Annotated in this window: 18 protein-coding genes; 2 read left to right on the top strand and 16 right to left on the bottom strand. The window is 38.7% G+C overall.

Translation table 11 applies throughout. From position 1 onward, the window contains the following. Window positions 1–183 precede the first annotated feature (183 nt). Window positions 184–420: a helix-turn-helix domain-containing protein gene (locus tag E2K98_RS09930; RefSeq protein WP_026576081.1), complete on the top strand. Its 237-nt coding sequence runs from the start codon at window positions 184–186 to the stop codon at window positions 418–420. A 383-nt stretch (window positions 421–803) separates the two neighbouring features. Here E2K98_RS09930 and E2K98_RS09925 read toward each other — a convergent pair whose 3' ends face one another. The 7 genes from E2K98_RS09925 to E2K98_RS09895 all read right to left on the bottom strand — a co-directional run bounded on the left by E2K98_RS09925 (window position 804) and on the right by E2K98_RS09895 (window position 6,107). Beyond that, window positions 804–1,070: a DUF1871 family protein gene (locus tag E2K98_RS09925; RefSeq protein ID WP_133334080.1), complete on the bottom strand. Its 267-nt coding sequence runs from the start codon at window positions 1,068–1,070 to the stop codon at window positions 804–806. Window positions 1,071–1,091: 21 nt separating this feature from the next. Beyond that, window positions 1,092–1,469: a PH domain-containing protein gene (locus E2K98_RS09920; RefSeq protein WP_026576079.1), complete on the bottom strand. Its 378-nt coding sequence runs from the start codon at window positions 1,467–1,469 to the stop codon at window positions 1,092–1,094. Window positions 1,470–1,563: 94 nt separating this feature from the next. Then, window positions 1,564–2,976 (bottom strand): NADP-dependent phosphogluconate dehydrogenase, encoded by a 1,413-nt coding sequence (gene gndA, locus E2K98_RS09915; protein ID WP_133334079.1) that lies wholly within the window; start codon window positions 2,974–2,976, stop codon window positions 1,564–1,566. 150 nt (window positions 2,977–3,126) lie between these two features. Next, entirely contained in the window at window positions 3,127–4,308 is a 1,182-nt protein-coding gene (locus E2K98_RS09910; protein WP_133334078.1) for an alanyl-tRNA editing protein, read from the bottom strand. Between the two features lie 136 nt (window positions 4,309–4,444). Further along, window positions 4,445–4,993, bottom strand: coding sequence for a superoxide dismutase family protein (locus tag E2K98_RS09905; RefSeq protein WP_133334077.1), 549 nt, complete (start codon window positions 4,991–4,993; stop codon window positions 4,445–4,447). 85 nt (window positions 4,994–5,078) lie between these two features. Continuing rightward, on the bottom strand, window positions 5,079–5,285 hold the full coding sequence (locus tag E2K98_RS09900; RefSeq protein WP_133334076.1) for a hypothetical protein: 207 nt from the start codon (window positions 5,283–5,285) through the stop codon (window positions 5,079–5,081). Between the two features lie 81 nt (window positions 5,286–5,366). After that, the gene (locus E2K98_RS09895) at window positions 5,367–6,107 is read right to left on the bottom strand and encodes a peptidylprolyl isomerase (protein WP_133334075.1); all 741 of its coding nucleotides are present in this window, start codon (window positions 6,105–6,107) and stop codon (window positions 5,367–5,369) included. Between the two features lie 103 nt (window positions 6,108–6,210). Here E2K98_RS09895 and E2K98_RS09890 point away from each other — a divergent pair, with 103 nt between their 5' ends. Continuing rightward, window positions 6,211–6,591, top strand: a complete 381-nt coding sequence (locus tag E2K98_RS09890; RefSeq protein WP_133334074.1) for a kinase-associated lipoprotein B — start codon at window positions 6,211–6,213, stop codon at window positions 6,589–6,591. A gap of 338 nt (window positions 6,592–6,929) precedes the next feature. On the opposite strand, the gene kapD is transcribed toward E2K98_RS09890, so the two are convergent. The 9 genes from kapD to E2K98_RS09850 all read right to left on the bottom strand — a co-directional run bounded on the left by kapD (window position 6,930) and on the right by E2K98_RS09850 (window position 13,507). Next, a complete protein-coding gene (gene kapD, locus E2K98_RS09885; protein WP_133334073.1) occupies window positions 6,930–7,547 on the bottom strand; it encodes a 3'-5' exonuclease KapD in 618 nt (205 codons plus the stop codon). Window positions 7,548–7,732: 185 nt separating this feature from the next. Continuing rightward, window positions 7,733–8,116 carry a hotdog fold thioesterase gene (locus E2K98_RS09880; RefSeq protein ID WP_133334072.1) on the bottom strand — a complete coding sequence of 128 codons (384 nt, stop codon included), beginning with the start codon at window positions 8,114–8,116 and terminating at the stop codon, window positions 7,733–7,735. 91 nt (window positions 8,117–8,207) lie between these two features. Continuing rightward, on the bottom strand, window positions 8,208–8,444 hold the full coding sequence (locus tag E2K98_RS09875; protein ID WP_133334071.1) for a hypothetical protein: 237 nt from the start codon (window positions 8,442–8,444) through the stop codon (window positions 8,208–8,210). Window positions 8,445–8,555: 111 nt separating this feature from the next. Next, window positions 8,556–10,064, bottom strand: a complete 1,509-nt coding sequence (locus E2K98_RS09870) for a leucyl aminopeptidase (RefSeq protein ID WP_133334070.1) — start codon at window positions 10,062–10,064, stop codon at window positions 8,556–8,558. Window positions 10,065–10,201: 137 nt separating this feature from the next. Next, window positions 10,202–10,810, bottom strand: coding sequence for a 3D domain-containing protein (locus E2K98_RS09865; protein WP_133334214.1), 609 nt, complete (start codon window positions 10,808–10,810; stop codon window positions 10,202–10,204). A gap of 96 nt (window positions 10,811–10,906) precedes the next feature. Then, the gene (locus tag E2K98_RS09860) at window positions 10,907–11,230 is read right to left on the bottom strand and encodes a YuiB family protein (protein WP_133334069.1); all 324 of its coding nucleotides are present in this window, start codon (window positions 11,228–11,230) and stop codon (window positions 10,907–10,909) included. A 207-nt stretch (window positions 11,231–11,437) separates the two neighbouring features. Beyond that, window positions 11,438–11,572, bottom strand: a complete 135-nt coding sequence (locus E2K98_RS30880; RefSeq protein WP_165976233.1) for a YuiA family protein — start codon at window positions 11,570–11,572, stop codon at window positions 11,438–11,440. A gap of 147 nt (window positions 11,573–11,719) precedes the next feature. Further along, a complete protein-coding gene (locus E2K98_RS09855) occupies window positions 11,720–12,199 on the bottom strand; it encodes an NUDIX hydrolase (protein WP_133334068.1) in 480 nt (159 codons plus the stop codon). Between the two features lie 81 nt (window positions 12,200–12,280). Next, window positions 12,281–13,507, bottom strand: coding sequence for an NAD(P)/FAD-dependent oxidoreductase (locus tag E2K98_RS09850; RefSeq protein ID WP_208025343.1), 1,227 nt, complete (start codon window positions 13,505–13,507; stop codon window positions 12,281–12,283). Window positions 13,508–13,956: the final 449 nt, after the last annotated feature.

Raw genomic sequence — 13,956 nt, 5'->3', positions numbered from 1 at the left:
ATTTATATCCCAATATATGCAATAAAAAATTATATCACAATTATGGCATTAAATCAAAAAGGCAATAAAAATTGCTAGAAATATTTTAAAAATTAACACAATGTTCAATTTCACCATCGGCTTTATTGATATAGTATGATAAAATATGTATAAAAGTAATTTTTTCTAGGAGAGGTGAATAGTATGAGATCAATCGGCCAAATAATTAAAAACTGCCGTGAAATGCAAAATATGACACAGCAAGAATTGGCGCAAAAGGTTAGAGTAGGATTATCTACGATTGAAAAATACGAATCTGGAGAGCAAGTTCCAAGCAGACAGACGATTTTAAAGCTATCAACCGTATTAGATATTCCTGCATCAGAACTTTTAGACCAAGCGTTTCATACACAATCCTCTACCATTGATCAAGGATTGTAGAAACATTTGAGTATATGATATGGCGCGGCATATGCCGCTTTTTTTATTTTTTCTCCATTTTATGTATAAAAAAAAGGAAACTGGAAATCCTTATTCTATAAGGCTTTCTAGTATTCCCCCTTTTTGAAGTGGACACCCTATTCCGGGATGTCCTCTTTTTTTATTTAGCTGTGTTAAAGGACGATGTTGATTTATGAACAACGTTGATTGGAGCGAAAGGCACGAAGACTCCTCGAAAATGCTAACGCATTTCCTTCGTGCGTGGGTGGATTCAAGGATGCAGTTCAATGTCCTGTGGGAGTATGGAGCAGGGGAGACCCGCGGAAGAGGCTCCCCTGACCGCCCACGAACCGCTTGTGCATGGAGCGGAAATAACAACCTATTTAAATTGAGCAGGAGTCACTGTTTTTTATGACCAACAGTTTCCCCGCAATCTCAAGACAGAGGTCGATGGGTATGACCTGTTCAAAAGAAAACTCGTAAATGCTTTGAATTTTTTCCGCAAGTTCGGACGGATCCTCCAATTCATGAATCGCCTGAATCGTATCAGCAATCTCTGTATCATAGTTCCCCTCTTTTAATTGAAAAGGATCCCATTCATTTAATAAATCGACAAATTTTAAATTCGTTTGAAGCTGACTAATTTCCATATTCCTATCACCTAAATTCCCCTATTTAAGTACATATTCCGCCAAAACGCTTTGAAGTTCATAAATATTTAAGTTCTTATTAAATTGTTTTTGAAGCGGCAGCGCATTTCCGGAAATCCATATTTTTAATTCAGCATCTAAATCAAAATTACCTGCTGTTTCAATACTGAAATGTGTAATACTTTTATATGGAATGGAGTGATATTCGGTCTTTTTCCCCGTTAACCCTTGTTTATCCACTAATATCAGGCGTTTATTTGTAAAAATAAATAAATCTCGAATTAATTTATACGCTTTTTCAATTTTTTCATTTGATGCAAGGACTTTCGCATATTCCCTTTGTAATTCTGCAGGGGTTACTTCAGATGCATTCCCCATTATTCCATCAAAAATTCCCATTGATCTCACCCCCATTTAATAGTTTTAGTATACGTTTTTTTCTCCCTAATAAAAAGCCAGGCAAATTTATAAAATCTGCCTGGCTTTGTCCATTCTATTTTGCAAGCCATTCTGTATGGAAGGTGCCTTCTTTATCCACTCTCTGATAGGTATGAGCACCAAAATAATCCCGCTGTGCTTGGAGCAGGTTCGCTGGAAGAACCTCAGAGCGATAACTGTCATAATAAGCAATGGCACTAGATAGCCCCGGAACCGGTATACCAGCCTTAATGGCAACGGAAACCACCTCTCTCGCAGCATCCTGATAATCAGCGACGATTGATTGGAAATATGAATCCAATAAAAGGTTCTCCAAATTCGGATTACGGTCATATGCCTCTTTGATATTTTGCAGGAATGCTGCACGAATGATACAGCCGCCACGGAAAATCATCGCAATTTCTCCTGGTTTTAAATCCCATCCATACTCATCAGAAGCCACCCTATATTGGGCAAATCCTTGTGCATAGGAAACAATTTTACTTAAATATAATGATTTTCGAATCAATTCGATAAATTGTTTCTTATCCCCGGTAAAATCAAATTTGGCAGGACCGTTTAAAATCTTGCTCGCTTTAACACGTTCCTGTTTCAAAGCGGAAAGGAATCGTGAAAAAACAGATTCCGTGATAATCGAAAGCGGTACTCCCAAATCAAGCGCACTTTGACTTGTCCACTTTCCCGTTCCCTTTTGACCAGCCGTATCCAAAATAACATCAACAAGCGGTTTCCCTGTGTCAGAATCCTTTTTCGAAAAAATGTCCGCCGTGATTTCGATTAAATAACTGTCCAGTTCTCCTTCGTTCCATTCCTTAAATACTTCATGGAGTTCCTCTGCAGTTAAACCAAGCAGCTCTTTCATGAGATGGTAGGACTCACAAATAAGCTGCATGTCGCTATATTCGATGCCATTATGAACCATCTTCACGTAATGCCCAGCCCCGTTTGGCCCAATATATGTACAGCATGGATCCCCGTTTACTTTTGCAGAAATAGCCGTTAAAAGCGGTCCTACCTCATCATATGCTTCTTTTTGACCACTTGGCATAATTGCCGGGCCTTTAAGCGCCCCTTCTTCCCCGCCGGAAACGCCTGCGCCAATAAACAGAATTCCTTTTTCGGCAAGGTCGGAATTTCTACGGATTGTATCCTTGAAAAAGCTATTTCCACCATCAATGAGGATATCACCTTTATCCAAATAGGGTAAGAGAGACTCGATCGCTTTATCCGTAATCGGCCCGGCATTTACCATTAATAGAACTTTGCGTGGAATTTCAAGTGATTGAATAAACTCTTTTATATCTGTTGTCCCATATAGGTTTTTTCCTTGGTTACTATCAAGTATTTCATTTACTTTCTCAATTGATAGATCATAAATAGAGACAGAAAAACCTTTACTTTCAAAATTTAGCGCCAGGCTTCTTCCCATAACACCAACGCCAACTACTCCTACTTGTTGTGTCCTCAAATTAAACTCATCCCTTCAGTAGTTGAAAAAAATTTCATTTACCCCTAATTATAATAGAAAATTTATTTCAAACAACTTTTATGCAAAAAATTCTATCGAAATACTTCTTCTCTTCCTACTTATTAACATTTGCCTTTTTTTAAATTTTAATTAGGAATTAACTAGGTGTTGCAGCATTTGTTCCCCTAAGATTTTCATTTCCCCACCGCCCTGAGCAAAAGAGTCATTGCCGCCGCCTTTTCCGTTAATAAGGGCAAGAGCCTTTCCAATAACTGTTTTCATATTTTCCGACCTGGCAGTGCCTCTTGCACATACGATTTGCAAGCGGTTTTCATTTTCGGACAACAGGTAGACAAGTGAACCTCCATTTTCGGTTGTAATCAAACGCGCCAGCTTTTGTAGCTCTTGAATCGTACGGTTTTGATAAACTTCGCCGATGGTTTGATCTTTATATTTTATAAGCAATTCCTTTGCCTCATAATGTAAAAGCTGATCCTGGGTCTGTTCAAGTGATTTCTCAAGGCTTTTTCCAGTTTCAAGAAGACGTATTACAGCCTGTCCCATTTCTTTCTCAGGGGCATTTAAGAGCCGGGTTAGATCCAATAAAATTTTATTCTTTTCGTTCAGCTGCTGAAGAACACGATTCCCACAAACAAATTGAACTCGGACTTTTTTCTTTTGCCTTTCCCAATCAAGTATTTTGATAGCTTGTACTTCTCCCGTTGTATTCGGGTGGGTCCCGCCGCATGCATTGTAATCAAATTCGGGAATAATCACAAGTCGAATATCTTCTTTTACTTTTGTTGCTTTACGCAGCCGGTAAAAGGATAATTCTTCTTCCGTCACCCATTTTACTTCGATTGGCCGATTCTCTAAGATCACTTGGTTGGCTAGTTCCTCAGCTGTATAGGCCTCTTCCGCCGTTAAAGTATCTGTTTCTAAATCAATGGTCACCGTCTCTTTCCCTAAATGGAAGCCCACGGTTTGATAATGAAACAATTGGTTGAACGCAGCTGATAAAATATGCTGCCCAGAATGTTGCTGCATATGATTAAATCTTCGTGTCCAATTGATTGCTCCCTGGATTTCTTTATCCTTTTCCTCTAAAGGCTCTTCAAGATAATGACGAACTTCCCCTTCGATTTCTTCTACATTTATGACAGCTTTTCCACCGATTGTTCCGGTATCATGCGGCTGACCGCCACCAGTTGGATAAAAAGCCGTTTCCTTTAGAACAACATACCAGTTTCCAGAGTCATCGCTTTCCTGTTTCAAAATGGCGGATGAAAAAGTCTGAATGTACGGGTCTTGATAATATAATTTATTCCGCATGGCTGTGCACTCCTAAATTTCTTTATAAACTCCGACTATTATTTTCAGCAAAGTGAGAACAGAAATCAAGTTATAGTAATCAATAGGCATGAAAAAAAGGCCTCTCCAAGGCAGGAGAAAGCCAAACATTTACTTTTTATTTTTCATCTTGAGAACCTTGACCTTTTTGCTTCTTGTCTTTTGTAATTTCACCGCAAGCCACTCGTTTTCCGGAGTCTCCGGCCGGCTGTGTCATGCCGTCGTCTTTTCCCGCATGTACGACAATGGAAGTGCCCTTTTTAGTAAATAAAGATTTTTTTCCATCCTTTAAAGAGACATTTGGTGCCATTAGCTCCGCTTTCACCGACCCGTCATCTCCGACAATTAAATTGGGAATATCTCCGGCATGGGCTCCATTCGGATTCAGCAGTCCATGTTTTTTATTTTCCGGGTTAAAATGGCCTCCCGCTGATTTAAAATCAGGAGCCTCACATTTTCCTGTATCGTGAATATGTATCGCGTGTACTCCTGGTGTTAATCCAGATAAATTTACTTCCATCTTTACTCCGCTTGCCTGTTCTGATAAGGTAATTTTCCCTAGGGAATCACCAACCGGATTAAACATTTGAACATCAATCTTTTTAGGATTTTCTTCGGTACATCCTGCAAGTAAAAGCAAAGGAAGGATCAGCCAATATTTCTTCATCTAATACCTCCACAATAGACATTTTGTAAATAGTATCTCCAATGTGTCTAGGGGCTATTCATAAATGAAAAAGGAACAGCCTGATTCACTGTTCCTTTTGATTATGCTGATTCATGATTCGATCTTCTAACTCTTTTGCCTTTTTGGCTTCACGTTTGGAAATAGCAATGATAAATTTCATTGCATAAACAGCTCCAATAAAGAAGATGAAAAACGTGATGGCAGCGGGGATATATTCTGATTTATCTTTCGGAAAATATAAAAATAACGACAAGATGTGTGGTTGAAACATTTTCTTTCTCCCTTTCATCAAGGAAATCCATTCATACCATTATAGCAATAAAAATAGTTTCAACCAAGTTTATAGTCAGGGTTATTTTAAGACATTAATCCTTTTAATGACAACATCTTTCGTTGGTTTATCCTTTTTATCGACGGGTGTATCAGCAATTTTATCTACAATATCCATTCCCTCAATGACTTGTCCAAACACTGTGTGACGGTGATCTAGCCATGGAGTTCCACCATTTTTATCATAAGCCGCAATGATTTCCTTCGGATACTCTATCTTTTCCATTTGCTCCTTCATGGATGGATCAAGATCAGAATTTTGTACGATAAAGAATTGGCTCCCATTCGTATTCGGACCTGAGTTAGCCATTGACAATGCACCGCGAAGATTAAAGAGATTATTCGAAAATTCATCTTCAAATGGTGCACCATAGATGCTTTCCCCTCCCGTTCCATTTCCGTTCGGGTCTCCGCCTTGTATCATGAAATCTTTTATTACACGATGAAAAATAAGACCATCATAATAGCCTTTCTCACTGTGCTTCACAAAATTTTCAACCGCTTTTGGAGCGTATTCCGGGAATAATTTTATTTTAATATTTCCCATTGAAGTTTCCATTTCGACTAATCTTTCCTTTTCAGAGACTTCCTTTGTTAGCTGAGGATAGACGGCGTTTGACACTTTTTTGTCCCCTTCCTTTTGTTCCGTGCTTAATGTACTGCCTTTGGATTTAGATTCATGCTTGTCATTGCTTGTCCCGCATCCAGCTATTACAAACATGATGATAAGCAATGCAGTCCATATTTTTAAGCTCTTTTTCATTATCATCCCTCCATTTTTTTAATTTAACCGAAATTTACTATTTTTGCACTTTGTTTGTAATTCTTTTAAAATGAAAGATATGAAGGAGCAGGGAGGGCTTATTTTGGCGGAATTTAAAATTGGCGATCGTGTTACAGCGATATATAAAACAGGCAAATATATTGGTGAAATAACAGAGGAACGGACGCAACATTATTTAGTAAAGGTTTTGGCGGTTAAGAAACATCCGATGCAAGGCGACTTACATAATCCGAAGAGTGCAGATGTACTTTTTTTTCACGAAAGACGCGCACTCGCCTTTAGAGAACAAGCCAATATACCGAAGCAAATGGTCAAGCATTTTGAGGAGGAAGTACCGGATTACCAAGCATCTTTAAAAGAAGCCATTGAGGTAATGAAGAAAGAGCTAAATGAAACCCCCTCAGACTGGGCAGAAATGAGCTTAAAAATGATAGATTCCTTGGAAAAGGATTATTTTAAATAAAGGTCTTTTCTAAAGGGTTGTTAATTTTTAATATGTTATGATAGGAAATTTCCAGGAAATAGGTTGATTGGAGCGGAAGGTGCGAGACTCCTCGAAAATGCTACCGCATTTTCTTCGTGCGTGGGTGGATTCAAGGAAGCAATTCAGTGTCCTGCGGGTGCAGCGGGACAGGTGAGACCCGGCAGGAGTATAGTGACGAGGAGGTTCACCGCCCGCCCGGCGAAAGCGAGCATCCTGGAGTGGAAATCAACCACCCATGTTCATTAGCAACAAAGTTTACTAAAACAGCCTATATATATACACATAAAAAGCCAAATCAATTTGAATGATTTGGCCTTTTATGCGAATTCATTTAATAGTTTTGAAAAATCCACTCGATCCCCAATCGTCGTTGGTTTAGGTTTTTCCAAGTAACGTTTATCCTTTTCTACAAGCTTGAATATATTATAAGTAGTCAGCGCATCATCAAGTGCACGATGGTGTCTGCCTGTCCCTTCCTTGCCATACTCTTGAACCGCCTTCCAAAGACCCGTTTGGTTTTGATCACCAAAAAATCGTTTATACTCCATGGATAGATCTAACTCAGCTGCATGAAATGGAAACGGAATTCCGGCTGCAAGACAATTATGGCGCAACACCTTCATGTCCATATTTCCCCAAGTAACAATGGTCATTTCATACCCTTGATTGAACTCCTCCATTTTTCGAATTAATTCAAAAAAAGTAATCCCTTTGTTTACCTGATCCTGAGAAATATGTAGAAATGATTTACAGCGTTCTGAAAGCGTAGGAAATTTAAGCGGGGTCACATAGGATGAAAACTGATCAACGATTTGATCATCTATTACTGAAACAATACCAACCTCAATAATTTCAGGATAAAACTCCTTCATACGGACATTTCTTTCTGGCATGGTAAATTCAAAATCAATAAATAAACAATGCCGCTTTCCCATCCTTTTTCACCACCTTTTCTAACAAATTTCTTACTACATTATATTGAGAAACCTGTACAAAAAATTGTACATATAAGAAATTTTTTATTATTTTCTATTATAACATGAAATGGTCGTGATTTTTTTAAATTTTCCTACAAATCATCCAAAGAAAAAAGGATGAAAAATTCATCCTTTCGGTGACTTTATTTTTTTAAGGAAATGACCGCCATTGTGCATCTGGATACGCAAATAAGCCGATCTTTTTCATCGCTTATTTTTATATCCCATACCATTGTTGTTTTTCCTTGGTGCAGAACGGTTGCAACTGCTGTCACAATACCCTCTCTTGCAGACCGTACATGGTTTGCGTTTATTTCCAGACCTACAACCCCTTGTGTTTCTTTGTCCACCAATTCATAAGCACCTAAGCTAGCAACCGTTTCTGCCAGCGCCACAGACGCCCCGCCATGCAGTAAACCAACAGGCTGCTTTGTACGCTCATCCACCGGCATCGTTGCAATTACTTTCCCAGCCTCTAAATGGGTTATTTCAATCCCTAATGCTTCTAATAATGTGTTTTTAACCATTTTTACCTCTCCTTTAGAGATTATTTTATGTAATGTAAAATTGCTCTTCTAAAAAGTGTAAAAACAGCCCTTGGAGCTGTTTTTACTCTGTTTAATAAAATCCAGGGTAACCCATGCCCGGATAACCAAATCCAGGGTAACCCATGCCTGGATAGCCGAATCCGGGATAGCCCCATGGCGGGCGGCTTCCTAATGCTGCTCCTGCAAACCCACCTAATCCTCCACCTAATAATCCTCCTAAAAAGCCAAGTCCACCTATCGCCAACGGCCAGCCCAACCCGATAAATCTTTGATCTTGAACGGGATAGGGATATCGATAAGGGTACATGCCATCATACCTCCCTTTCGTATATACTTGCCTACACTATTTCATATGCGAACAGAAAGGTTTTTGAGTGGGCAAATACATAAAAAACCCAAGATGGCTCAGAGGATGAAGTTATTTTTCAATTGGATCAAAACGCTCAACAAATAGAGCGAGTGTCCGGGTCATGACACCCGTTGCACCGGCAGGTCCAAGGTCGTATTCCCTAGAGGTAGTTGCGGTTCCTGCAATATCTAAATGTACCCATGGTGTTTCTTCCGCAAATTCTCCGATAAACGCACCCGCAACAAGGGCATGACCTTCACTTCCAGGTGAATTATTTAAATCAGCCACTTTACTGTTTCGTACTCTTTCTTTCTCGGTATCAAACAGTGGCAATTGCCAAATCCGTTCTCCGGATTCCTTTGATGCTTCTAAAACCTGCTCATATAGAGAGTCATGATTGGTCATGGCACCCGTTGTGTGAAGACCAAGTGCAGTAATCACACCCCCTGTTAAGGTTGCAACATCCACAAGGTATTCAGCACCGTGGTGCTTTGCATATGTAACAGCATCCGCTAGGACTAAACGACCTTCAGCGTCCGTATTTAGTACCTCTATCGTCTTACCGCTCATCGAAGTAATCACATCATCAGGCTTAAAGGCCGATCCGCTGATCATGTTGTCAGTAGACGGAATAACAGCGACAACATTTTGTTCAGGCTTTATTTCCCCAATAATCTCCATTGCCCCTAACACAGCTGCCGCACCGCCCATGTCTGATTTCATCCCAACAATCCCTGTTTTTGTTTTAATGGAATAGCCTCCGGTATCAAAGGTAATCCCTTTGCCGACAAGACCAATAACATCCTTCCAGTCATCCTTTCCTTGATATTTAAGAACTATCATTTTCGGTGGCTCTGTTGACCCCTGATTTACTGCTAAAAACGCACCCATCCCCAGCTTTTCAATTTCCGCTTTTTCTAAGATTTCCACTTCAAAGTCATACTTAGCAGCAAGATTCTTTGCATAATCAGCCATATCGGAAGCTGTCAGCAAATTTCCTGGTGTGTTCACAAGTGTCCGGGCTGAATTAGTTCCCTTTCCAAACGCATATCCTACTGTTAACGATGCTTTTAGTTCTTCAAAATCATTGGATCCACAATAGATTGTTAGATTTTCCAGCCTCTTCTCCGGTTCATTTGACTTCTGTTTGTAGCCTTTAAACTCATAAGTCGCTAGTGCCAATGCTTCACCGGCTGCATGAGCAGCATCCAGCGCTGTCAGCCCCTCTGTTGTAAACGTTTCCATAGCAAAAGCTAATTCTTCCTGTTTTTGTGCTTTTATCAGCTTAAAAAGTTTCCCGAACACATCCCGTGCTTTTTCAAAGGATAGTTCCTTTTCTTTACCCAGACCTACAAACCAAATTCGTTTTACACCCATTTTTCCAAGAGTATGTATTTTATTAATACTTTTAAATTTAGCGGTAATATCTCCAGACTTTACAAGCTCTTTAAGCTGTCCTTCGAATATTTCATCAAGCCTTGCCAATAAACCCGTGAATTTTTCGGGCCGGTCAAAAAGACCGATGACCAAACCTTCATGTTCATTTGATTCATTAAATTCTGTTTTCATTTCAAACATGACTTTTCCCCCTTAGTATCTTTATAACTTTATTATAACGAAAAAGAAAAATTCTTTCGAGAATCGAAAACAATAGGAAAAGCGGGAGCGGCTTGACTAGAGGCTGGAAAATAGAAAAAACAGGCGGCTGCCTGCTTTTATCTTTTCTCAGAATGAATATATTGCTGCCTGAATACTTGCATCGACTTTTTTTCATTTAATGTTGTTAATTCTTGTTCAGAAAGACTTCCATTTCCTTTTTGAACAACATAAATATCCAATTTCTTTTTGCCCCATTGATTATAAACATCTTTAACCGTATTAAAATACAGGTCCAACTCATTTCCCTTTATTGCCCCGCCTTTATCAGCTACTACACCATAGCCATAGCCGGGGATAAATAAAATGGTCCCTACCGGAAAAACATTTAAATCTGCTGCAATGGTTGAATATAAATCCCGTTTCACTTTTACACCCGAATAGGTAATTCCATATTCAGGATGCCCTTGATATTTTCCTGTTGACTCAAACCCTGCAGTGTAACCCGTGGCAATAACCGTTTTTTTCGGATATTTAGACCAATCAATGGCTTCTTCTAACGTTGGGACTGTACCTGCTGCCGTTTTACTGGACGAAATAAACGGATCAACAAAATTCAATACTGTTTGGGCATTCACCCCGGAAAGGGATTGATAGGTTACTAAAAGCGCCAGGAAGAAAAGAATTGTCATCACAAAGCGCTTAGCCCAACTTTTTAAAATAGTCATCAAAATTTTTCACTCCTCAAAAAATATTCATTTCCCAAGGGGAAAAGAATTATTCAAGAAGTAAATAAAAAAGACTCCTTACCATGGTAAAAAGTCTTAGAACATCTGGTATCCATTTTTTCTTAAAAGCTTTATGACAATGCCTGAGACAATAGCACCAGCCAGCCCGCTAACTAAAATTAAGATGTCAGCAGTTGCAAGTGAACTGAACCGATGCCCGAGTTGTCCGAAGGCAGCTTTACTATTCGTAAAATATTCAATAAAACGTACTTTATCAACAATTAAAATCGCGACAATTGGATAAATAATCGCCATAATCCATGACATTCTTAAAAGCATATTAAGGATAAATCCTATTCCAAAAAATAACACAAGAAATAATAACATCGAGATAATTAAGACAACAATGCTCATCTGCATTGAAAATTCCCCCTTTGACACATCAACATTAAGTGTACTGAATGTCCAAAAGGGAGTCAATAGAAAAGAAAAGCGGAAGCGCCTTGCTCAGGGGCGAAAAGCACAAACCTATAAGCCTGAGCGGAAGAATCCTCAAGGTCAACGATTATGCCAAAAAAATAGCCCTCCGAAGAATTCGAAGAAGCAAATTTTCTCAGTTACATTTGTTTACTCCTGCTTCTTTCCTGTACCTTCGCAGCAGGAGCAGGTTTCAGAGCCGCCAAGTAAAAGTTGAAAATAACCATTTCCAGAACAATAATCACATGTTTTTGTATCCAAATTTTTTACAGTCACACTATTCATCCTCCTCTTTTATTAACTAAATTTTCTGATAATATATCAAGAAAATGAAAAAAAGAAAAGGAGGAAATACAAGCAAATTAACATAAGAAAACGGATACATCTGGAGTTTTCTTTCATTTTCGAATGGTTACTTAAATTTTCTAAAAATTACAAAAATATTTTATATGCTGTATATCCGAACTGATTACCCGGATTCAAACCATCTTTACAAGGTATTAAAAAGGAATTGGTTTGATTTATTAGGTAGCTTAAAAGAATAGAGGCCTCCTTTTCTTGCAGAAGCTCTTCAGGTGTCATAAATCGCGCCTCATAGAGTTCGCTGTCTTGATGAATAATTTGAACACCGCCCTTCGGCTCAAGTAAAAACATAAGCATATTGTCACTTACTTCTTCTTTTATTACACCTGTTCTTAGCCCAATTAAACCTTTCACTGCGCAATCAATACCCGTTTCTTCTTTGACCTCCCGAATAACAGCTTCATCCGCTGTTTCTCCTTCATTAACAAAGCCTGCCGGCAACGACCATTGACCTTTTAACCCACCGTATCTTTTCTTAACTACAAGCCATTTCTCGTCATACTTTACCAATCCCGAGACGGCCAGCCACACCTTACCGCGTTTACTCATGGGAACCTCCTAAATTACAATTTCATGAAAAGATATGAAAAAAAAGGGCAGAATTTTTCTGCCCTTTTGTTAAAAATTTTATCAAAAGAAATTCAACTTGCCCTTTTTCAGTACTAGTGATGTACCGCCAATCATATAAAGGGCCCGGTTATCAACCACTTTTTTCATGAAGGCTGCTTTTGAACCAGTCACTTTTTTGCCAAATACTACACCAATCGCATCATCTTCACCAAGGGAACAAACAGTACCTTTATTATCAAAGGTAAAGTTTTCAAGCTCTGCTTTATTTCGAACAAGTGCTGTAATGTTTTTAGCAACTACCTCACCCTGCTGCATGGCAATTTGTGCAGTCGGAGGATATGGACGATTAATCTCTTCATTAATAACTAGGGAGCTGTCACCAATAATAAATACATCATCAAATCCCGGTACACGAAGATCCGGTTGTACTTTCACGCGGCCTCTCATTGCCTCAAAACCAGATTTTTCAATAATGGCGTTCCCACGTACACCTGCAGCCCAAACGACAGTTCCAGCCTTAATTTCATAAGGCTCTTCATCGCCTTTACCGACAAAAATTCCTTCAGGAGTAGCTTCTTTAATTGCAGTACCGATTAAAAACTCTACGCCTCTCCGCTCTAATTGAGAAACTGCGTAGCTAACTAATTCCGGATCAAAGCCTGGAAGAACAGTTGGCGCTGCCTCCACGCAAGTAATTTTAACTTTTTGGAAATCCACATCATATTCCTGGCAAAGCTCTGGAATACGGTTCGTTAATTCGCCAAGGAATTCAATCCCAGTAAATCCGGCACCGCCAACTACAATAGATAAGCGATTATCGTTCTTTTCTTCTTCCATATTGTACGTAGCAAATTGGTACTCAATATGCTCGCGTAATTGACGAGAGGAATTGACATTGGTAATACCAAAAGCATATTCTTTTAACCCTTTAATTCCAAATGTTTCTGGTTCACCGCCAAGTGCAATAACAAGGTAATCATAATTGACTTGATCATTTTCTAAAATGACTTTCTTTTCTTCTTTATTGATTTCGACAACTGTATCTTGAATAAACTCAACTTTACTCCGATCCACTACATTGCGGATATCATAGCGCACTTTATCATGGTGTAATGTGCCTGCTGATGCTTCATGTAACCATGTAGTTTCGTAATGATAATCATTTTTATTAATTAACACGATTTCCGCTTCATTCACACCTAATAATTTTTGCAAACGAACTGTTGTCATAAGTCCGCCATATCCTGCCCCGACAATAACAATTTTTGGCTTTCTCAAAGTAATCACTTCCACCTTTATTTTATTTTAATGAACCTTTTGCCTTATCATCCACTGATTTCTTTGTTTTTATTTGTCGATAGCACAACTGGGCCCCACTGGCGCTTGCCAATCGGCAGATTTCTTTAGGTTTACAAGGCGAAATCTTTGTGATATTTTTCACGAATAGGTGCAAAGAAATCAGCAGCTACTTCTCATTACAGTAGGATGCACATTAATATTCCTATTTTTTATAAACTCTCTTAATTAAACAATGTTCTGATATTGTCACATAATAGTAACAATATATACACAATTCATCTTATTCCTTTTTCATCTAGTTTTCAAGCGGTTTTTTAATTTATTTAACATAATTATAGGTTGAACATTTTCGATTCATGTATTCCAACTAAGGTAATGAATTAATGCGCAATTTCTAATTGAGCGAATATTCCCCGCAATTCAAGTGAGCATTTAAT

This window comes from Bacillus salipaludis (assembly GCF_004358205.1).
This window is presented reverse-complemented; position numbering and strand designations above follow the sequence as displayed.